This is a genomic window from Kineosporia corallincola (assembly GCF_018499875.1).
Classification (GTDB): Bacteria; Actinomycetota; Actinomycetes; order Actinomycetales; family Kineosporiaceae; genus Kineosporia; species Kineosporia corallincola.
In genome coordinates this window covers 142,939-163,182 of the sequence record NZ_JAHBAY010000009.1, presented here as the reverse complement: position 1 = coordinate 163,182, position 20,244 = coordinate 142,939, and the positions used below count along the sequence as shown (strand labels likewise).

Below are 20,244 nucleotides of genomic sequence, written 5' to 3'. Positions count from 1 at the left end.
CCGGCGTCGATGTGGACGGAGCGGTGATGGCGTTCGACCTCACTCTGGATCCGCGGGTCGTGCAGTGGCGCGAGCGCATCGCCACGTTCGTCGCCGACGTGGTGATTCCCCGTGAGCAGCGGGTTTTCGAGCAAGGGCTGACGGACGGCGAACGCCGCGAACTCCAGGCCGCCGCCCGGGCGGCCGGCGTGTGGGCGCCGCAGGTGCCGCGCGAGCTCGGCGGTGGCGGCTTCCGCCTGGACGAGGCCGCGGTGCTGCTGGAAGAGGCCGGCACCAGCCTGCTCGGGCCGCTGGCGCTGAACTGCTCGGCGCCGGACGAGGGCAACATCCACCTGCTGCACCTGTTCGCCACGCCCGCGCAGCGCGCACGCTACCTGGTGCCGCTCGTGAACGGCGACGTGCGTTCGTGTTTCGCGATGACCGAGCCGCCGCCGGGAGCGGGCTCGGATCCGGCGGCGCTGGCCACCACGGCCCGGCGGCGCGACCACCGGTGGCTGATCAGCGGGGTCAAACACCTGATCACGGGGGCCGACGGGGCGGCGTTCGCGATCGTGATGGCCCGCGGCGGGGGCGGCGCCGACCTGGATCAGGGCGCCACCCTGTTCCTGGTCGACACCACCGCGCCGGGCTGGAGGCTGGACGGCCACGCGCGCACCATCGACCGCACCACCGTGGGCGGGCACTGCCGGATCGTGCTGGACGACGTCGAGGTGGGCGACGACGCCGTGCTCGGCGAGCCCGGCGAGGGGTTCCGTCACGCGCAGGCGCGGCTGGCCCCGGCCCGGCTCACGCACTGCATGCGCTGGCTGGGCGCGGCCCGGCGGGCCCACGGCATCGCGCTGGAACGGGCCGTGGGCCGGCAGCTGTTCGGCTCGCCGCTGGCCGGGCTGGGCATGGCACAGCAGCTGATCGCCGACAACGAGATCGACCTGGCCGCCGGCCGGGCGCTGCTGTGGCAGACCGCCTGGCAGCTGGCCACCGGAGCGCGGGGCACCGAGGAGTCCTCGCGTGCCAAGGTTTTCATCAGCGAGGCCACGGCCCGGGTGGTCGACCGGTCGGTGCAGCTGGCCGGCGGGATGGGCACGTCGGAAGAGCTGGTGCTGGGCCGCATCTACGCGGACATCCGCTCGTTCCGCATCTACGACGGTTCCTCCGAGACGCACCGGATGTCGATCGCGCGGCGGGCGGCCCGGCGCGCGGCGCACTGACCTTGTTCGCCCGGCCTTGGGCCGAACGGCACTGTGATCCACCGCGGGCCGTTGAATAATGCTGTTATGCGTACGGCTCCCGAGAACGAGCTCGGGGAACACCTGGTCCCCGTGCTCGGCCGGCTGGCGCGGCTGCTGCGGCAGATCGAGCTGCCCGGTGAGCCGAGCCCGGTCACCCTGGCGGTGCTGCGGCGGCTGCGCGATGAGGGCACGGCCCGCATCACCGACCTGGCCCGCGCCGAGCGCGCCTCGCAGCCCGCCATGACCCAGTTGCTCGGCCGGATGGAGCGCGCCGGCCTGGTGGTACGGGTGCACGACCAGCACGACCGCCGGTCGGTGCGGGCCCAGATCACCGGGACGGGCCGGGATCTGCTGCGGCGCACCGAGAATCACTACGCGCGGGCGCTGGGCCTACGGCTCGGGCAGCTGAGCGCGCACGACCGGGACACCCTGGGCGAGGCCCTGCCGGCGCTGGCCCACCTGGCCTCGGCGCCCGACCTGCCGCCGATGGACCTCACCCCGACCTTCCTGCCGGCCCCGAAAAGTCGTGGTGGGGAACGGTGATGAATTCCTGGCTGACCGACCCGGCGGCGTTCGAGCTGGGCTGCGACGGGCCGAGCAGCATCGTCGTGGCGGTCGGCTGCTCGCAGACCTCGGGCCGGGTGCTGGCCTACGCCGCCGGGGTGGCCCGGCGGCAGAACAGCCGGCTGCTGGCCGTGCACGTGCGCCGGCCGATGGGTGCCGGGGCCTCGTGGACCGCGAGCGCCGGGGCCGACGCCTACGCCCTGGCGGCCGGGGCGCTGGCCGAGTGCCAGCAGGGGCTGGAGGCGGAGATCCGCGAGGAGATCCGGCAGCTGTCCGTGACCTGGGGCGTGCCCATCCAGTTCTGCGTGCGCACCGGTGACCCGCTGCGCGAGATCGCCCGCACCGCGGAGCTGGCGCACGCCGACGCGATCATCGTGGGTGCGCCGGGCACCCGGATCCGGGGCCGGCTGGGCGGATCGTTCGGTGCCCGGCTGATGGACCGGTGCGGGTGGCCGGTCACCGTGGTGCCCTGAGTCATGCTCTGAGTCATACTGTTCAGAGCAGTTCCAGCACTGTCGCGTTGGCCTGGCCACCGCCCTCGCACATGGTCTGGAGGCCGTAGCGGATGCCGTGGTCGCGCAGATGGTGCAGCAGGGTGGTCATCAGCCGGGCGCCGGAGCCGCCGAGCGGATGGCCGAGCGCGATCGCTCCGCCGTTCGGGTTCAGGGCCTTGGGGTCGGCGCCGATCTCGGCCAGCCAGGCCAGGGGCACCGGGGCGAACGCCTCGTTGACCTCGAACGCGCCGATCTCGTCGAGCCGCAGCCCGGAGCGGGCCAGCGCCTTGCGGGTGGCCGGGATCGGGGCGGTGAGCATGGTGACCGGGTCGTCGCCGGCCAGCACCGCCGTGTGCACCCGGGCGATCGGGGTGAGTCCCAGTTCGGCGGCCCGGGCGGAGGTGGTCATCAGCAGGGCGGCACCGCCGTCGGAGATCTGCGAGGCGTTGCCCGCGGTGATCACGCCGTTCCGCGGGCGGAACACGGTCTTCAGCCCGGCCAGCGCCTCCAGGGTGCCGCCGCGGCGGACACCCTCGTCGCGGGTCACCGTCGTGCCGCCGGGCACCGGCACCGGTGTCAGCTGGGCGTCGAACCGGCCCGAATCCTGGGCGGCGGCGGCCTTCTCGTGGGACGACAGGGCGAACTCGTCGAGCTGGGTGCGGCTCAGGCCCCACCGTTCGGCGATCATCTCCGCGCCGACGCCCTGGTTCGGGGCCACGTCGCCGTAGCGGGCGGCGAACCGCGGGCCGAGCGGGTCGTGCCCGGCCGCGGACGAGCCCATCGGCACCCGGCTCATCGATTCGACGCCCCCGGCCACGACCACGTCGTACTGCCCGGCGATCAGCCCGGCCGCGGCGAAATGCACGGACTGCTGCGACGATCCGCACTGCCGGTCGACGGTCACCCCGGGCACGGTCTGCGGCCAGCCGGCGGCCAGGACGGCGGTGCGGGCGATGTCGAGGGTCTGCTCGCCGACCTGGGACACGCACCCCCAGATCACGTCGTCGACCAGGGCCGGGTCGACGCCCGAGCGCTCGGCCAGACTGGTGAGCACATGGGCGGACAGGTCGGCCGGATGCACCCCGGCCAGCCCTCCGCCCCGCCGGCCCACCGGCGTGCGTACGGCCTCGACGATCACGGCGTCTCGCGTCATTGCGCCCTCCGATCACCTGAGGCCGCGCGGCGTCGTGACGGCCCGGGTCCCAGGCTAGCTCTTTTCGCCGACGAGGCCCGGGCGCCGGTTAGGCTCGGGCTGTCCGCAGCGGAGGGGAACGCCGATGGATCCGTCGACCGGGGGCCCGCTGTCGGGCGTGCGGGTGCTGGAGCTGGGCGGGATCGGGCCGGTCCCGCACGCCGCGATGGTGCTGGCCGACCTGGGCGCCGACGTGGTGCGGGTGGCGCGGCCGGCCTCGAGTCAACAGGCGGGAGAACAGGCCGGGCCGCCGGCCGGGCACCTGCTGCGAGGGCGCCGCATCGTCCGGCTCGACCTGCGCTCCGGCGCCGGACGGCACAGCGTGCTCGGCCTGCTGCCGCACTGCGACGTGCTGCTGGAGGGGTTTCGGCCGGGGGTGACCGAACGGCTCGGGCTCGGGCCGGACGACTGCCACGCCGTCGCGCCGCACCTGGTCTACGGCCGGATGACCGGCTGGGGCCGGAACGGTCCCCGGGCCGGGCAGGTGGGGCACGACATCAACTACCTCGCGCTGACCGGGGTGCTGCACGCGATCGGGCGCGCCGGGGAGCGTCCCGTGCCACCGCTCAACCTGGTCGGCGACTTCGGCGGCGGCTCGATGCTGCTGGTCACCGGCGTGCTGGCGGCGCTGCTGGAACGGGAGAAGGCAGGCCGCGGGCAGGTGGTCGACGCCGCGATGGTCGACGGCTCGGCCCTGCTCATGCAGATGATGTGGGCCTGGCGGGCCACCGGCGACTGGCTGGACGCGCCGGGCTCCAACCTGCTCGACGGCGGGGCCCCGTTCTACGACACCTACGTCTGCGCCGACGGCCGGCACGTGGCCGTGGGCGCGCTCGAACCGCGGTTCTACGCCGAGCTGCTGCACGGTCTGGGCCTGGACCCGGCGGACCTGCCCGGCCAGTACGACCGCACCGGCTGGCCGGCGCTGCGGGCCCGGTTCACCGCCGCCTTCGTCGGGCACGACCTGGCGCACTGGACCAGGGTTTTCGACGGCACCTCAGCCTGCGTGACACCGGTGCTCACGATGACCGAGGCCCTGGCCGATCCGCATCTGCGGGAGCGGGCCACGTTCGTCGAGGTGGACGGCGTGCCGCAACCCGGCCCGGCGCCGCGCTTCTCCCGCTCGGCCCGCACCGCGCCGGCCGCGGCCCGGGAGGCACCGATCGCGGACGTGACGGCGGACTGGGCCGGGCCCGCGGTTGCGGGGTGACACCGCGCACGCTGGAGTACACCACATGGACAGATCCGACATTCTTCCGGCCTTCCTGATCGGCCTCCAGATCATCGGGCTCCTGCTCCTCGTCCCGACCGGAATCCTGATGTACCGCAACTCGATCCGGGACGCCGAGTTCCGGCGCGACGCCGGGATGAACGACCAGCCGCCCACCGGCGGGCGCGGCACGGTCCGGCTGCTGCGCATCCGCGACACCGAGGGGCTGCGCCCGCGGGAGCTGCTCTCGCTCCAGCTGCTGGCCCGCACCCTGCTCTCCCGGCGGCCCCTGGTCATGGTCTACGCGGGATTCCCGCTGACCCAGCTGAGCTGGCTGTTCCTCGCCGACCACTGGTGGATGAGAGCGTTCAGCCTGTTCCTGGCCGTCTTCTACCTGTCCACCGCGGTGCGGATCGAGCGCAATGCCCGGTTGGGAGCGGCCTTTCTGCGGCAGCACCCGCTGCCGGGCCAGGAACGGGCCGGCCGGTAGCCGGTCTCGCGTCGTCCGTGAACCAACCGATCGACGCGATCAGCGCGGCTCCCGCTTCTGCGCGAACGCCCGCGGCCCCTCCACCGCGTCGCGACTGCCGAACACGGTGCCCGCCGCCACCACCCGATTCACCAGACCCAGCTCGTAGGCCTTTTTCGGACCGTATCCCCTGGACAACCGCCGCAGCCGGCGACCGCGGGCCCTGATCCGGCCGGGCCGGGCCCTCTGGAAGACTGGCGGGATGGTGATGGGCTACTCCTTCGGGCCGAAATCGCGCTGGGACGTCCCCCTGCGACGGCTGAGCCGGTTCGACGGCAGCACCTTCCGGCCCGTCGACGAGGGCAGCATCACCGAGCCCTACGTGCACGTGTTCATCCACGGCTGGCAGCCCGGCATCGAGATCCAGCAGCGCATGCTCGCCACCGCCGACCTGGTGGCGGCGCTGCCGGCCTGGGACCCGCGGCTGATCGACCCGTTCGGCCGCACCCTCAGCTCCTACCACGTGCACCTGCTGAAGGCGCTCACCGACCTCGGCGACGACCACTGCGTGCTGCACTACTCCTGGGTGGACGAGTCGGCCACCGACCTCGACGTGATGCTCGCCTACCGGTCCCGGCGGGCCACCCAGGTCAACGGCCGCCGCCTGGCCATGGCCCTCCAGCAGGCGATCCGCGGGCGGGAGGCGCACCTGCACCTGATCGGGCACAGCCACGGCAGCGCGGTGGCCGCCCACGCGGCCACCGCCCTGGACGAACCCCCGCGCCAGATCACCCTTCTCGACGCGCCGGAGAGCATGCTCAGCCGGCTCAGCGGCGCCGCCAACCTGATGGACGTGGTGCTGCCCCGGATCCGGCCCGGCCGCACCGCCGAGCGCCCGTTCGTGGACTCCTACGCCTCGTACTTCGGCCGCCCCTACCACCGCAAGCCCGGCCTGTCCGACGTGGTCGACGTGTCCCTCTACGCCGGCATGCATTTCCGCACCACGCTGCTGGAGACCGTGTCCGGCGCGCACCAGTACGCGGTGGACTGGTACACGCTGTCGGTGCGCGAGCCGGAACGCGGTGTGGGCTACGGCTGGTCGCCGCTGTACCAGGCGCAGACCGAGGGGCTGGCCGCGTCGTACCACTCGCGCCGCCCCAAGCGCCCGCTCTCACTGAACCGGCGCCCCACCTTCCTGCTGCCCGCGAAACCGCAGTGGATGGCCGCGCGGGCCAACCGGCGCAGCCGGATCACCGAGTCGGAGATGCACCTGAGCGAGCGTTCCCCGGCGGCGGCCCGGGTGCTGCACCTGGTGCCCGGTGACGGCCTGATCGAGTTCGACATCGAGGTCAGCGGCGGCGACGGCACCGAGCAGATCCACCTGGACCTCGACGCCGTACCGGTTTTCGTGGCCCAGGCCCGGCACCCGGTGCCGCGCTCGGGTCGCTACGTGGTGCTGGCCGACGGCAGCGCCGGGCAGCACCTGCTCACGGCGCGGCTGGTGACCGACCGTCAGGCCGCCTGGCCGCGGGGTGAGGGCGACGGCCCGCCGCGGGCCTCGATCACGAACGTCACCGTCGTCTCCTGGCCCGACGCCGTGCCGGGTTTCACCTTCGAGCGGGTGGCGATGACCACGTTCGTGTCCGGGGTGGTGGCCGGCGGGGCGGGCACCCTGGCCGCGCAGGGCGGGGTGCGGCTGGCCCGCTGGGGACTGCGCCGGCTGCCGGCACTGCTCGCCCGGCCGTGAGACCCGTTTAGATAGACGGCTTTCCGGCCGAGTGCAGCCAGGTGCGGAAGAAGCCGGTCAGGTCCTGACCGGAGATCCGCCCGGCGAGCTCCTCGAAGTCGGCGGTGCTCACTCCGGTCTGTGTGCGCTGCCCTGCCCAGGTGCGGGCCAGACGCCAGAAGTCCTGGTCGCCGATCGTTTTCCGGAGCTCGTACAGGACCAGGGCGCCCCGGTCGTAGACGGCCCGGTCGAACAGCTGCGCGCGGGTCGGGTCGGCGAGGGTGACCTTCCAGATCGGGTCGCCGGCCGGGAGCGCGAGCACGTCGGCGGCTGACGCGTCCAGGGTGGCACCGTACTTCTCGCCGTAGGCCTGGTCCTCCCACAGCCACTCGGAATACACGGCAAACCCCTCGTTCAGCCAGATGTCCCGCCAGGAGCCGATGTTCACCGAGTCGCCGAACCACTGGTGGGCCAGTTCGTGGACGATGGTGGTGTCGTCGACATCGGTGGCGTACACCGGTCGGGTCTGGGTCTCCAGGGCGTAGCCGAGCCGGTCGTCGTCCACGATCGCCCCGGCCGCCGAGAACGGGTAGGGCCCCCACCGGCCGATCAGGAATCTCAGCACCGCCTGCTGCTCGGCCAGCGCCGCCCGGGTGTCCTCGGCGGCGGTCGCGGTGAGGTGCCGGTCCACCGCGTCGATGATCGGGATCCCCTGCGGGCCGGTTGATCTGGTCAGGTCGTAGTCGCCGATGCCGACCGTGGCCAGGTAGCTGAGCATCGGGTCGCGGGCGCGCCAGGTCCAGGTGGTGCGGCCGCCGTGGTCGTGGTGCCCGGCGGGAACGCCGTTGGCGACCGCGGTCCGGCCCCGCGGCACGGTCACCCGGAAGTCGTAGGTGGCCTTGTCGGTGAGCACGTCGTGGGCGGGGAACCAGGTCGGCGCGCCGTCCGGCTCGGACAGCACCTGCGCGCCGTCGGGGGTGGCGATCCAGCCGTAGGGGGTGCCGTTGGCGTCTTTCGGTGTGCCCATCGTTCCCCGGTAACGGATCTCGGCCACCGCGCTCACCCCCGCGGTCAGGGGGACGGCGGGGGTGATCACGAGTTTGCCGCCGCCCTGCCGGAATCCGGCCTCGTGCCCGTCGACGCGCACCGACAACGTCTGCGGCCCGCGCAGGTTCAGCACCACCCGCGACAGGTCCCGGCGGGCGACCAGGTCGATCGTCGCGGTGCCGGTGAGCCGCCGGGTGGTCACGGCGTAGTCCAGATCGAGGCCGTAGTGCTGGACGTCGAGGGCGTCGGCCGTCGCGGTGGCCCCCGGCTTCCCGGCGGCGGCCGGGCGGTCCGGGTGGGCCGGGTGGTCCGGGTGGTCCGGGTGGTCCGGACGATCCCGGTGGCCCGGGGCACAGCCGGCCAGCAGGGTCACGGCGGCACCGACGGCGACCGCGCGGGTGGTGAAACAGGAACGGGCAGAACGGAACACGGGAACTCCAGGTAGGCGATGCGTCGAGCCTCGCGTACCCGGGGTCCCCTGTCGTCAGCGTCCGGGCTGATCCCGGTGTCCTCCCTCGGGATGACACCGGGACCATGCCGGGACCATGCCGGGACCATGCCGGGACCAGCCCGGTCAGCCCGTCACTGCTGCTCCCGGGCCCACCGCTCGATGCCCGCGGCGTCGATCGGCAGGGCGCCGGACATCACCACGTGGCTGTTGCCGGTGACCAGCAGGTCGTCCTCCAGCCGTACGCCGATGCCGCGCAGTTCGGGCGGCACGGTCTCGTCGTGCGCGTGGAAGTACAGGCCGGGCTCGACCGTCAGCACCATGCCCTCCTCCAGCGAGGCGCCCTGATACCGGTCGTACTCCGACTTCCCGCAGTCGTGCACGTCCAGGCCCAGGTGGTGGCCCACACCGCAGACCATGAACCGGCGGTGCTGCTGCCCCTCGGGGGCCAGCGCCTCGTCCACCGACACCGGCAGCAGGCCCCAGTCGGACAGGCCGTCCGCGAGCACCTCCATCGAGGCGAAGTGGAAGTCAGAGTAGAGCGCACCGGGCCGCACCGCGGCCATGCCCGCGCGGTGCGAGGCCTCGACGAGATCGTGCACGGCGCGCTGGGTCTCGGTGAAGACGCCGCCGACCGGGATGGTGCGGGTGACGTCGGCGGTGTACAGCGAGTGCGCCTCCACCCCCATGTCGAGCAGCAGCGCCTGACCCGGCAGCACCGGACCGTCGCAGCGCACCCAGTGCAGGATCGGGGCGTGCGGACCCGAGCCGACGATGGTGGCGTAGCCCGGCCCGTTGCCGAAAGTTCTTGCGTGCCGGTCGAACGTGCCCTGGAGCCAGCGCTCGCCCAGGTTGCCGGACACCGCCCGGGGCACCTCGGCGGCCACCGCGGCGAATCCGGCCACGGTGGCGTGGATGGCCTCGTAGAGCTGGCCGATCTCCCAGTCGTCCTTGATCATGCGCAGGTTCGAGAGCACCTCGCCGGCGTCGGTGGCCGAGGACGACGAGGACGGCGCCACGAAGTCCGTCACCGGGCGCACCGGCAGGTCGAGGGCCCGGGCCCAGGCGTCCAGCCCGGCCGACGGCCCGACCCACAACTCCCCGTGCGCCGCACTGGCGTAGAAGTCCTTCTCCCCCGGCCTGGCCGGCGGCGGAAGGTACAGCACCGCCTCATGACCGGACCCGTTCGGCGTCATCACCAGAATCGCGCCCTCCGCCTGGCACGACGTGGCCCAGACGAAGTCACTGTCCGCCCGGAACGCGTAATCGGCGTCACCGTTGCGGTTCGGCGCGTCCCCGGCCCGCAGCACGATCGTCCGGCCGGGCAGCGCCGCGCTCAGCCGGGCACGGTGCTCGGCAGCGGCCCGGGCGGCCGCGGCGTTCACCGGGGCGGGCACGTCGCGCTCGCCCCAGCCCCGGGCGATCCAGTCCTGGAAACCCGGGCTGTGCTCAGACAGACGGGGCGGGCGGGTGCCGGCCCAGGCCGGGCGCGGCGGCGCCCCCGTCGTCCCCGAAAGGTTCTGCGTGCTCATCGCCGTTCTCCTCCCCGGTCGCGCACCATCTCGCGCAACCTGCTGAACACCCGGCCGCTGCCGATGCCGTCGTGCTCGAACTCGTTGGTCACCCAGGCCTGCGCGTTCCCGACCCGGCTGAGCGTGTCCCGCTGGAGATCGGCGTCCACGAACACGTCGTCGGCGTAGACCGCCGCCGCGAGCGGAACCTCGCTCGCGGCGATCCGGGCCGGGTCGTACAGCGGCGTCCACTCCCGCTGTTCGGCGAGCGCGGCCATGGCCGGCGCGAACGGGCGCAGCAGGCGGATCTCCTCGAACATCCAGGGGAAGGCCATCTCGGAGGTGAACAGCAGCGGGCGCCGGTCCTCGCCGAACTGCGGGCGGCGCTCGCGCTCGCGCTGGGCGGACCAGCGGAACGGGCCGTTGGCGCCGTCGCCGTAGATGGACTCCTGCAAGGTCCAGAACAGCGGGTTGCCGGCGTTCGAGGTGCGGGCCAGCACGCCTTCGAGGAAGGCGTCGGTGAGCCGGCCGTCGCGGTGCCGGGCCTCGGAGACCAGCCAGTGCAGGCGCAGGTGGCCCGGGCCGAAACCGAGGTCGTTGCCGAGGGTCTGGAAGCGGCGCACCGACAGCGGCGAGCCGTCGGGCAGGGTGACGTCCCCCTCGGCGAGGCGGTCGGCGATCGCCGAGACCGCCTCCACGTCGTGCGGGTAGCGCCGGTAGAAGTCGGCGGTCTTGCCCTCGACCCGGGTGAAGGTGCGCCGGTAGACCTCGTCCGGGTCGGCGGGCGTGCCGGGGATACCGCCGCAGACGTAACAGGCGGTGAGTGCCTCGGGGGCGTGCGACAGGTAGCTGAGCGTGATCCAGCCGCCGAAGCTCTGCGCCAGGGTGGCCCATCTGCGGCCCTCGTAGTGGTGCAGCCGCACGTGCTCCAGGTCGCGCACGATCGAGTCGGCGCGGAAGTTGAGCAGGTGGTCGGCGGCGGCGCGGCCGTCGGTGAAGGCGCTGATCACGGTGCCGTCGACCGGCGTGCTGCGCCCGGTGCCACGCTGGTCGACGAGCACCACGCGGTAGTGCGGCAGCGCCTCGTCCAGCCAGCCGCCCGGGCCCACCGGGCGCGGGTTCGCCCCGCCCGGCCCGCCCTGGAGGAAGGTGAGCAGCGGCAGCCGGTCGTCGTGGCGGCGGTCCGGGTCGGTGAACTCCCGCACGAACAGCTCGATGCTCGCGCCGTCCGGCGCGGACCAGTTCAGCGGCACCTCCACCGTGAACTCGCGCACCCAGGCCCCGGGCAGGGGGTACTCCACCAGACTCATGCCGCCTCACATCCCACTCACCGAACGTCCCGCGCAGCCTGTCACGACCGGTCCGGTCCCCGCCCGCCAGGGCCTCCCGATCGCCACGAGCCGTCGAACCAGGGACGACGAGAACCCGCGGAGCCTGGCCCGAACGAGACCTCCAGCACGACGCCCGCGAACCCCCTACTACTCAGCGTCACCTGGTTTGACACTCTCCCCGTCCGGAAGGAACGGTGGATAGTGACAGAACGTGAGGGAGGGCGGTCATCCATGACCAGCACAGCACGGGATCACCAGGAGAAGGGGGTGGAGCCACCCTACGAGCCGGCCAGGCTGCACGAGCAGGCCGGGCCGGAGAAGCGGCCGACCGACCGGGTGGTGTTCGGCGTCGCCGCGGGTCTGATGGTCGCGTTCATCGCCTGGGGGGTGGCGGCGCCGGACAACCTGAGCAGCGTCGCCGCCACCGTGCTCGACGGGGTCATCGAGGGCGGCGGCTGGGCTTTCGTGCTGGCGGCGAGCGGTTTCGTGGTGTTCGCACTGTGGCTGGCGTTCAGCAGCTACGGCAAGATCCCGCTGGGCGCGGACGACGAGAAGCCGGAATTCCGCACGGTCTCCTGGATCTCGATGATGTTCAGCGCCGGGATGGGCATCGGGCTGATGTTCTACGGCGTGGGCGAGCCGCTGAGCCACTTCACCTCCCCGCCGCCGGGCACCGCCGACGCGGGCACGTCCGAGGCGTTCGACGTGGCGATGGCCACCACCCTGTTCCACTGGACCCTGCACCCGTGGGCGATCTACGCCGTGGTGGGCCTGAGCATCGCCTACGGCACCTTCCGCAAGGGACGCCCGCAGCTGATCAGCGCGGCGTTCACACCCCTGTTCGGGCGACGGCGGGCGGAGGGCGGATTCGGCCGGGCGGTGGACGTTCTGGCCATCTTCGCCACACTCTTCGGGTCGGCGGCGTCGCTGGGGCTGGGGGCGCTCCAGATCGGCGGCGGGCTGGTCGCGGGCGGCTTCATGGACTCGGTCGGCACCTCGCTGCTGGTCGTGATCATCGTGGTGCTGACGATCGCGTTCATCGTGTCGGCGGTGTCCGGCGTCTCCAAGGGCATTCAGGCGCTCTCCAACGTGAACATGGTGCTGGCCGGGGTGCTGGCGCTGGTGGTGTTCGTGGGCGGCCCGACGGTGCTGATCCTCAACCTGCTGCCGACGATGATCGGCGACTACTTCGGCGACCTCACCGAGATGGCCGCGCGCACCGCCGCCACCGGCGGCGAGCCGACCCAGACCTGGCTGGCCGGCTGGACGGTCTTCTACTGGGCCTGGTGGATCTCCTGGACCCCGTTCGTCGGCATGTTCATCGCCCGGATCAGCCGGGGCCGCACCATCCGCCAGTTCGTCGCGGGCGTCATCCTGATTCCCAGCTCGGTGAGCCTGATCTGGTTCGCGATCTTCGGCGGCGCCGCGATCGACGCCCAGCGCAGCGGCACCGACCTGGCCTCCCGGGCGATCGAGGGCCAGCTGTTCGGCCTGCTCGACACCCTGCCGCTGGGGGCGGTGCTCGGGGTGATCGCGATGGTGCTGGTCGGCGTCTTCTTCGTCTCCGGCGCCGACGCGGCGTCCATCGTGATGGGCACCCTGAGCCAGCGCGGCACCATCCACCCGAGCCGCGGCGTGGTGGTGTTCTGGGGCGCCGTGATGGGCGCGATCGCCGCGATCATGCTGCTGGTCGGCGGCGGCGGTGAGGACGCGCTGGACGGCATCCAGAACATCACGATCATCATGTCCGTGCCGTTCCTGCTGGTGATGGTGCTCATGTGCGTGGCCCTGGTGAAGGACCTGCGGCAGGACCCGCTGGTGCGCCGCGACCAGCGGGCGGTGGAGGCGATCGAGCAGGCCATCGACTACGGCCGCGAGAACTACGGCGACGAGTTCGTGGTGGCGGTGAAGCCGCACCCGGCCGACGACGAGAACGCTTCGTAGCAGCGTCCATTCATGGACGACGCCGACCGTGCGGGCCCGGCGTCGTCCACCATTTTTGCTAGCCCGCGCTCACCGCGAGCGCGCCGGGGGCCGGGAGCACCCAGTGCCCGGCCAGCTGGTCGGCCGTGACCGGCCGCGAGAACAGGTAACCCTGGCCGTAGCGGTAGCCCAGCTCGCGCAGCAGGCCGCACTGCTCCTCGGTCTCGATGCCCTCGGCCACCGAGGAGAAGTCGAGGGCGTTGGCCATCTGGCTGACGGCGGTCGCGACCGCGGCCTGCCGGCCCACGGTGATGATCGACTCGACGAACGAGCGGTCCAGCTTCAGCGTGGTGACCGGGCAGGTGAGCAGCAGGCCCAGGGACGACGCGGCGGTGCCGAAGTCGTCCAGGGCCAGCTTCACCCCGAGCTCGCGCAGCCGCAGCATGGCGTCGATCGACTCCTGGTCGTCGAGCACGGCGGTCTCGGTGACCTCGATGCTCAGGCAGGAGGCGGGTAGCCCGGTCTCGGCCAGCACCGCGGCGACCTCCTCCACGAACTGGCCCGAGCGCAGCTGGCGCCCGGCCACGTTGACGCCGACCGTGAGGTGCTCGGCCTGCGGGAACCGCGCGCGCCAGGCCGCGGCCTGGCGGGTGGCCTCGCGCAGGGCCCAGCGGCCGATCGACACGATGTGGCCCGACCGTTCGGCCAGCGGGATGAAGTCGACGGGCGAGATCAGGCCGCGCTCGGGGTGGTACCAGCGGATCAGCGCCTCGACGCCGGTCATCGTCATGTCGTCGAGCCGCACGATCGGCTGGTAAACCAGGGTGAACTGGCCGGCGTCGGCGGCCGCGGCCATCTCCCGGATCATCTCCGCCTCGGCGTTGATCCGCAGGCCCATCTCGCTGCTGAACAGCGCCCAGGTGTCCTTGCCGCGCCGTTTCGCCTCGTACATCGCGATGTCGGCGTTGCTCAGCAACGTGGAGGGGGCGGCGCCGGGCCGGGCCACGGCGATACCGACGCTGGCCCGCACCGCCACGGTGTGCTGGAGCATGTCGACGTCCTGGGTGACGTGACGCAGCACGTTCTCGGCCACCGCGCGGGCCGCGACGTCGTCGGCGTCGGGCATCAGCACCGCGAACTCGTCGCCGCCCAGCCGCGCCACCAGGTCCCCCGGCCGCACCGCGGCGCGCAGCCGGTCGGCGACCGAGACCAGCAGGGTGTCACCCGCGGCGTGCCCCATGGTGTCGTTGACGGTCTTGAAGTCGTCCAGGTCGATCAGCAGGGCGGTGTGGCTGCGCGCGGTGTCGGTGCTCCCCAGCAGCCGGGTCGCCTCCTGCTGGAACCGGGCCCGGTTGGCCAGGCCGGTGAGCGCGTCGTGCGAGGCCTGCCAGCGCAACAGCGCGTCCTGGCCCTTGAGGTCGTCCAGGGCCACGTCGAGACGCCCGATCAGCAGCGTGTTGTCCTGGAACGCGATCAGCTGCCGCCCGGCCACCAGCGCGGTGATCACCACCACCCCGGCGATGGCACCCCACAGCTGGATCGACACGTCCTGCGGCAGCACCAGGAAGAACATCACGAAGGTGAACGCCACCATGCCGTAGGGCAGCAGGCTGTACGGCCGGCGCCGGCGCCGGGCCTCGTTCCCGGCGATCCGCACCGTGATCTCCTGGATCCGTGGCCCGACCGCGATCAGCAGCGACGGCAGCAGCTGCACGGCGAACCCGTACGCCCTGTCCTGCTGGCCGAAAGCGCCCAGCAGGAAGGTGCTCACGCCCTGCACGATCGGCGCGGCCACCATCGGCCAGGCGGCGATCCGGTCCATCGGCGGCTCGGGGCACAACGCCACCTTGGTCGCCGCGAACGCGGCCACGATCACCAGCGCCACGGTCAGGCTGGCGGCCACCCGGTCGGTGTTCTGGTCGATCGGGTTCACCGCGAAGCACCAGGCCAGCACCCCGCCACCGACCAGCACGGTGGCGGAGTCGAGCCAGAAGATCAGCCGCTCCCGGCCGGTCTGGAGGCCCTGCGGGAACATCAGGCAGGCCAGCACGTTGGCCGACATCCCGATCACGAACAGGACGTTCTGCACCAGGCCGCCACCGGTGGTGGTGTGCTCCGGGTCGACCAGCGAGCTGCCGAACTGGAAGGTGTCGCCCAGCGTGAACGACGCCCCGGCGAACGCGATGAACGACCAGAAGCGCCGGTAGCGGGCGGGCGCCAGGTGCCGCAGGCGCCACGCCCCCACCGCGAGCGCGCCGTCCATCGGCACCTGCACGGCCCAGTAGATCTGCGTACGGCGGGCCAGGTCGTCCGGAAACACCTGGAACAGCACGCATCCCACCACGGTGAGCGCGACCAGGCCGAGCAGCACCGGGTCCCGGGTGAGGCTGCTCAGCGGGCGCGGCGGGATCTCCTCCCGGACTGTCTGCTGGGCTGCCACACGTCCTCCGGGAGATCATCTGCCACACGGCTAACCGGCCTGTCGGTCGTGCGGTGACGATGCTGAGGACCGGAGGCGGTGACGCCCCTCACGTGCGGCTCAGTCGCCGTGGTGGGACCAGGCGGTGAGCAGTTCCCGCTCCTGCGCCGCCGAGAGCCCGGCGCGGCGCTCGCGGTCGAGGCCGAGTTCGCGTTCCCACCGCAGGGCGGCCCCGGCCGTCTCCTCGACCGGCCGCCAGGTCAGCCCGGCCCGCACCGCGGCGTCGGTGTTGCGGTGGCTGAACCCGGCCCACGCCGGGTCGGCGATCCACAGCGGCAGCGACCGCGGCCCGGCGAACTCCTCCACCTCCTGCTCCAGCAGCCAGGACGACGAGGCCGGCACCACCCCGGCGGTGGATCCGGCCAGTTCCCGGGCGATCTCGAGCACCCGGCCGAGCGGGGTGACCGGCCCGCCGACGTTGAAGGTGCCGACGGTGGCGTTCTCGCCGCAGGCCACCAGCCAGGCCGCCAGGTCGAGCACGTCGATCGTCTGGGTCGGCATGCCGGGCTCGTCGGGCACCAGGACCGGCTGCCCGTCGCGGGGCGACGCGAATCGCGCCGGCCAGTACCCGAACCGGTCGCTGCCGTCGCCGTACCCGCCGATCAGACCGGCCCGGGCGATCAGCAGCCGGTCACCCACCGCCTGCGAGCACAGCTGCTCACAGGCCACTTTCGCCTCGCCGTAGGTCTCCCGGCCGGCGGTGTCGGTGCTCAGGGCCGGCAGCAGCGCGGCCGACTCGTCGGCGTCCGGCGTGCTGTGATCGGCGTACACCGAGCACGACGACACGTACTGCCACGTCGCCGCCCGCTCCCCCAGCGCCGCCAGGGCCGAGCGCACCAGGCCGGGCTGCCAGCTGACGTCCACCACCACGTCCCAGTCGGTGGCGGAGACCTCGTCGTAGGCGCCCGGCGCCGCACGGTCGGCCGTGACCACCCGCACCCCCTCGGCGAACGCTCCCGCCTCACCCCGCGCCAGGCACGTCACCTCGTGCCCACGGGACAGAGCGCGGACGGCGATCGCCCGGCCCAGCCAGGCGCTTCCCCCGAGAACCAGTGTCTTCGTCATCGCCCCGACGTTACCGGTGCCGTGGCCGCCCGCCCACGAAGTCCGTTCTGCCCTGCGGCAAACCGGCGCCCGGACTCAGCCGAGCACGCAGAACTCGTTGCCCTCCGGGTCGGCCAGCACGACCCAGGACTGCTCCCCCTGGCCGATGTCGACCCGCCGGGCGCCGTGCGCCACCAGCCGCGCCACCTCGGCCGCCTGGTCGTCGGGCCGGAAGTCCAGGTGCAGGCGGCTCTTGCTCTGCTTCGCCTCGTCGAGCCGCACGAAGTCCAGCCCGGGCGTGCGGTCGGCCGCCGGCCGGATCTCGAACTCGTCGTCGGAGGAGTGCACCACCACCCAGCCCAGGGCGTCCGCCCACCACTGCCCCAGCGCCACGGGGTCGGCCGAGTGCACGATTACCTGTTCCCAATCCAAGGCCATGACGGCCGATCCTAGATCACGGCGGGGCTCCTCGGCCGGTGATCGAGGTGCCCGATCTGCCAGAATCCGGCCATGAGCCCCACCGCACCGGTCAACCGCTACGACTCGTCCCCCGCCTGGCGCACGGTCGACGACTACTTCACCGCCGAGTTGGTGCCCGAGGACGACGCCCTGGTCGCGGCCCGCGACTCGGGCGCCCGTACCACCATGCCGAACGCCGAGGTGGCCGCGAACCAGGGAGCCTTCCTCGGTCTGCTCACCCAGATCGCCGGGGCCCGGCGGGTGCTCGAGTTCGGCACCCTGGCAGGCTATTCCACCATCTGGTTCGCCCGCGCGACGGGACCCGCCGGGCAGGTGGTCAGCCTGGAGCTCGACCCGGGTAACGCCGCCGTCGCCGAGGAGAACCTGCGCCGGGCCGGGCTGGCCGACCGGGTCGAGATCCTGATCGGCCCGGCCACCGACTCCGCCGCGGCGCTGATCGAGAACGACGCCGAGCCCTTCGATCTCGTCTTCATCGACGCCGACAAGCCGAGCAACCCGGCCTACCTCGCCGCCGCCCTGCGCCTCACCCGGCCGGGCGCGGTCATCGTGATCGACAACGTGGTGCGCGACGGCGCCGTGGCCGACCCGGACAGCGACGACCCCCGGGTGCAGGGTGTGCGCGCGGTCGTCGCCGACATCGCCGCCCACCCCGACCTCGACGCCACCGCGCTCCAGACCGTCGGGGTGAAGGGCTGGGACGGGATCGTGATCGCCCGCCGGCGCTGAGGACGCCGCGCGCGGGTCACAGCGCCGCTGCCACCCGGGTGGCGAGCCGTGCCAGGTCGACCGGCCCGGAGGTGTCCACCCGGATCACCGGAGTCAGGGAGAGCGGGACCCCCGGGCCTCCCAGTCCGCCCACTCCGCGGTCATGTCCCGGTCGTCACGGTGCACCGGGTGCCGGTCACGCTCGCCATAACGCCTGCGGGCCAGCACGATCGGGACGTCGCACCAGATCTCGACGGCCGCTCCGGCGGTGGCCGACGCCAGCCCGGCCCGGGCGAACCCGAGGTCGCGCGGGCGGAACCACCAGCAATCGACGACGACAAGACCGGCCAGCTCCCGCACCGTCGCCCACACGGCGTCCATGGCTCGTGCGCCGATCGCCGGCCCACCTCGCCCGGCGATCGCCGGTGCACCTCGCCCGGCGTCGGCGAGGGCCTCCTTGACCCGGTCCTTCGACAGCACGGGCACGTCCAGACACCGGCCGAGTCCTTCGGCCAGGGTGGACTTTCCGGAACCGGGGTAACCGTTCACCAGAACGACGCCGTGGGCCACGGTGATCCGCTCAGAGCCCGAGGAGCTGCCGGGTGGTCGCCGTGGCGTGGTCCATCGGGGTGATGCTGCGGTGCACCTTGGCCATCACGCTTGCGCCGAGCCACAATTCGTACAGCGACCCGGCCATCGCCCGGGCCTCGCCGCGCAGCGTCAGCGAGCCGTCGGCGGCGCCGCCCGCCACGGCCTTCTCCAGGCGGTCGACCACGCCGGTGGTGCCGGTCTTCAGGGCCAGGCGCATCGGCTCGGACATGTCCGCCACCTCGGCGCCGAGTTTGACCGCCAGGCAACGCCCCTGGCACTCGTCGAGACTCTGCGTGGAGCGCCAGTTCTCCCAGTAGGCCATCAGCCGTTGCGCCCAGGACGCGTCGGGCCGGCCCATGATCTGGTCGATCTCCAGCAGGTAGTGCTCGAAGTAGTGCCCGATCACCGCCTCGCCGAACGCGTCCTTGGAGGCGAAGTAGTGGTAGAAGGAGCCTTTGGGCACCCCGACGCTGGAGAGCACCTCGTTGATCCCGACCGCGGCATAGCCCTTGGTGGCGAAGATCTTCTCGGCCGCGTCGAGCAGGTTCACGCGCGTGTCCTGGTCGGCGCGCCTGGGTGTCATACCGGTCAGATTACCTCTCCGCGTTCAGCACACCGACCAGCACGTCGGCCGCCTCGGCCGAGGACCCGGGGTTCTGGCCGGTGATCAGCAGACCGTCACGCAGCACGTACGAACCCCAGTCCGGGCCCTGGGAGTAGACGCCGCCCCTGGCCCTCAGCTCGTCCTCCACCAGGAACGGCACGACGTCGGTCAGGCCGACCTCCTCCTCCTCGGTGTTGGTGAACCCGGTGACCTGCCGGCCGGCCACCAGCGGGGTGCCGTCCTCGTTCACCACGTGGCGCAGCACGCCGGGGGCGTGACAGACCAGCGCGACCGGCTTGCCGCCGCGGATCGCGTTCTGGATCAGCGCGATCGAGTGCGGGTCCTCGGCCAGGTCCCACAGCGGACCGTGCCCGCCGGGGTAGAACACGGCGTCGAATCCGGCCAGGTCCACGTCGGCGAGCCGGCCGGTCGCGGCCAGCGCGGCCATCGCCTGCGGGTCTGCCTCGAACCGGCGGGTGTCGTCGGTCTGGCTGTCCGGCTCGTTGCTCTTCGGGTCGAGAGGCGGCTGCCCGCCCTGCGGCGAGACCAGCGTGATCCGCGCCCCCGCCTGCTGGAGCCGGTAGTACGGCGCGGCCAGTTCCTCCAGCCAGAAGCCGGTCTTCCTGCCGGTGTCGCCGAGCTGGTCGTGGGAGGTCAGGACGATCAGGACCTTCATGGTGATGCACCTCGATGCTCTGGAGGGCCGGGCGTTCCGGCCTGAGTTCCAAACTAGACGACCGGTCTACTTGCGTCCAGTCGGCATGACGGTAGGCCTGCCGCCATGGTTCTCACATCGCCGTGGAGCCGGATCACAGCCACTCGCGTGGACGGCGGCCCTCTCCCCCGCACCGCCCGCGACATCCCGCCCGCTCCCGCGGGCCGCGCGCCCACCCGCCTCTCGCCCCACCGGGTGGGCGGAGGTTCGGGAGGCCGTCTTTCGTTTTCACACCGGCCAGGCGCTCTGGGTGGTGTCAAAACGCGAAAGGGACCCCCCGAAAAGGTGAGCCGGTCGGTTCAGCCAGGCGCAGTCACGAGATGACCCTGCTGACGGCCGCCCGCCTGCCCCGGCGCTGGGCTGCCTGCTGTTCCCGCACCTGGGGGTCGTCGCGGTCCTCGTCGCGCTCGGCTCGTTCGTCGCGTCCCCGCTCTACGTGGCCGCTTTCACCGCGAGCGACAGCATCGCCGGACAGCGCCGGC

19 protein-coding genes are annotated in these 20,244 nt (G+C 72.7%); 8 read left to right on the top strand and 11 right to left on the bottom strand.

The genetic code is table 11. From position 1 onward, the window contains the following. Nucleotides 1-26 precede the first annotated feature (26 nt). From KIH74_RS21690 to KIH74_RS21680, 3 genes are all read left to right on the top strand, one after another. On the top strand, nt 27-1,208 hold the full coding sequence (locus KIH74_RS21690) for an acyl-CoA dehydrogenase family protein (protein ID WP_214157934.1): 1,182 nt from the start codon (nt 27-29) through the stop codon (nt 1,206-1,208). Nucleotides 1,209-1,274: 66 nt separating this feature from the next. Further along, nucleotides 1,275-1,772, top strand: coding sequence for a MarR family winged helix-turn-helix transcriptional regulator (locus tag KIH74_RS21685; RefSeq protein WP_214157933.1), 498 nt, complete (start codon nt 1,275-1,277; stop codon nt 1,770-1,772). Continuing rightward, nucleotides 1,772-2,266: a universal stress protein gene (locus tag KIH74_RS21680; protein WP_214157932.1), complete on the top strand. Its 495-nt coding sequence runs from the start codon at nt 1,772-1,774 to the stop codon at nt 2,264-2,266. Before KIH74_RS21685 ends, KIH74_RS21680 begins: the two co-directional genes overlap by 1 nt. 22 nt (nt 2,267-2,288) lie before the next feature. On the opposite strand, the gene KIH74_RS21675 is transcribed toward KIH74_RS21680, so the two are convergent. Further along, a complete protein-coding gene (locus KIH74_RS21675) occupies nt 2,289-3,440 on the bottom strand; it encodes a thiolase family protein (protein ID WP_214157931.1) in 1,152 nt (383 codons plus the stop codon). 124 nt (nt 3,441-3,564) lie between these two features. Between KIH74_RS21675 and KIH74_RS21670 the strand changes: the two genes are divergently transcribed. Beyond that, nucleotides 3,565-4,689, top strand: coding sequence for a CaiB/BaiF CoA transferase family protein (locus KIH74_RS21670; protein ID WP_214157930.1), 1,125 nt, complete (start codon nt 3,565-3,567; stop codon nt 4,687-4,689). A 25-nt stretch (nt 4,690-4,714) separates the two neighbouring features. Beyond that, the gene (locus KIH74_RS21665; RefSeq protein ID WP_214157929.1) at nt 4,715-5,179 is read left to right on the top strand and encodes a hypothetical protein; all 465 of its coding nucleotides are present in this window, start codon (nt 4,715-4,717) and stop codon (nt 5,177-5,179) included. Between the two features lie 39 nt (nt 5,180-5,218). Here the strand turns inward: KIH74_RS21665 and KIH74_RS21660 are convergent, their stop codons facing one another. Continuing rightward, complete coding sequence (locus KIH74_RS21660; protein WP_214157928.1) at nt 5,219-5,356, bottom strand: hypothetical protein; 138 nt, start codon at nt 5,354-5,356, stop codon at nt 5,219-5,221. Nucleotides 5,357-5,420: 64 nt separating this feature from the next. Here KIH74_RS21660 and KIH74_RS21655 point away from each other — a divergent pair, with 64 nt between their 5' ends. Beyond that, nucleotides 5,421-6,905 (top strand): hypothetical protein, encoded by a 1,485-nt coding sequence (locus KIH74_RS21655; RefSeq protein ID WP_214157927.1) that lies wholly within the window; start codon nt 5,421-5,423, stop codon nt 6,903-6,905. Between the two features lie 7 nt (nt 6,906-6,912). Here the strand turns inward: KIH74_RS21655 and KIH74_RS21650 are convergent, their stop codons facing one another. The 3 genes from KIH74_RS21650 to KIH74_RS21640 form a co-directional block, all read right to left on the bottom strand. Next, complete coding sequence (locus KIH74_RS21650; protein ID WP_214157926.1) at nt 6,913-8,361, bottom strand: M1 family metallopeptidase; 1,449 nt, start codon at nt 8,359-8,361, stop codon at nt 6,913-6,915. Between the two features lie 152 nt (nt 8,362-8,513). Beyond that, a complete protein-coding gene (locus tag KIH74_RS21645; RefSeq protein ID WP_214157925.1) occupies nt 8,514-9,911 on the bottom strand; it encodes an aminopeptidase P family protein in 1,398 nt (465 codons plus the stop codon). Next, on the bottom strand, nt 9,908-11,200 hold the full coding sequence (locus tag KIH74_RS21640) for an alpha/beta fold hydrolase (RefSeq protein WP_214157924.1): 1,293 nt from the start codon (nt 11,198-11,200) through the stop codon (nt 9,908-9,910). Before KIH74_RS21640 ends, KIH74_RS21645 begins: the two co-directional genes overlap by 4 nt. A 252-nt stretch (nt 11,201-11,452) precedes the next feature. Between KIH74_RS21640 and KIH74_RS21635 the strand changes: the two genes are divergently transcribed. Then, entirely contained in the window at nt 11,453-13,165 is a 1,713-nt protein-coding gene (locus KIH74_RS21635) for a BCCT family transporter (protein WP_214157923.1), read from the top strand. Between the two features lie 58 nt (nt 13,166-13,223). On the opposite strand, the gene KIH74_RS38825 is transcribed toward KIH74_RS21635, so the two are convergent. The 3 genes from KIH74_RS38825 to KIH74_RS21620 all read right to left on the bottom strand — a co-directional run bounded on the left by KIH74_RS38825 (nt 13,224) and on the right by KIH74_RS21620 (nt 17,105). Continuing rightward, complete coding sequence (locus KIH74_RS38825) at nt 13,224-15,584, bottom strand: putative bifunctional diguanylate cyclase/phosphodiesterase (RefSeq protein ID WP_214157922.1); 2,361 nt, start codon at nt 15,582-15,584, stop codon at nt 13,224-13,226. A 99-nt stretch (nt 15,585-15,683) separates the two neighbouring features. After that, nucleotides 15,684-16,688, bottom strand: a complete 1,005-nt coding sequence (locus tag KIH74_RS21625) for a Rossmann-fold NAD(P)-binding domain-containing protein (protein ID WP_214157921.1) — start codon at nt 16,686-16,688, stop codon at nt 15,684-15,686. Between the two features lie 75 nt (nt 16,689-16,763). After that, the gene (locus tag KIH74_RS21620; RefSeq protein WP_214157920.1) at nt 16,764-17,105 is read right to left on the bottom strand and encodes a VOC family protein; all 342 of its coding nucleotides are present in this window, start codon (nt 17,103-17,105) and stop codon (nt 16,764-16,766) included. A 72-nt stretch (nt 17,106-17,177) separates the two neighbouring features. On the opposite strand from KIH74_RS21620, the gene KIH74_RS21615 reads away from it, so the two are divergent. After that, on the top strand, nt 17,178-17,873 hold the full coding sequence (locus KIH74_RS21615) for an O-methyltransferase (RefSeq protein ID WP_214157919.1): 696 nt from the start codon (nt 17,178-17,180) through the stop codon (nt 17,871-17,873). A 93-nt stretch (nt 17,874-17,966) separates the two neighbouring features. Here the strand turns inward: KIH74_RS21615 and KIH74_RS21610 are convergent, their stop codons facing one another. From KIH74_RS21610 to KIH74_RS21600, 3 genes are read right to left on the bottom strand one after another with little or no spacing between them, the layout of a single operon-like run. After that, nucleotides 17,967-18,422 carry a P-loop nucleotide/nucleoside kinase family protein gene (locus KIH74_RS21610; RefSeq protein ID WP_214157918.1) on the bottom strand — a complete coding sequence of 152 codons (456 nt, stop codon included), beginning with the start codon at nt 18,420-18,422 and terminating at the stop codon, nt 17,967-17,969. 10 nt (nt 18,423-18,432) lie between these two features. Next, nucleotides 18,433-19,026 (bottom strand): TetR/AcrR family transcriptional regulator, encoded by a 594-nt coding sequence (locus tag KIH74_RS21605; RefSeq protein ID WP_214157917.1) that lies wholly within the window; start codon nt 19,024-19,026, stop codon nt 18,433-18,435. A 10-nt stretch (nt 19,027-19,036) separates the two neighbouring features. Next, nucleotides 19,037-19,723: a type 1 glutamine amidotransferase domain-containing protein gene (locus KIH74_RS21600; RefSeq protein WP_214157916.1), complete on the bottom strand. Its 687-nt coding sequence runs from the start codon at nt 19,721-19,723 to the stop codon at nt 19,037-19,039. Nucleotides 19,724-20,244 lie beyond the last annotated feature (521 nt).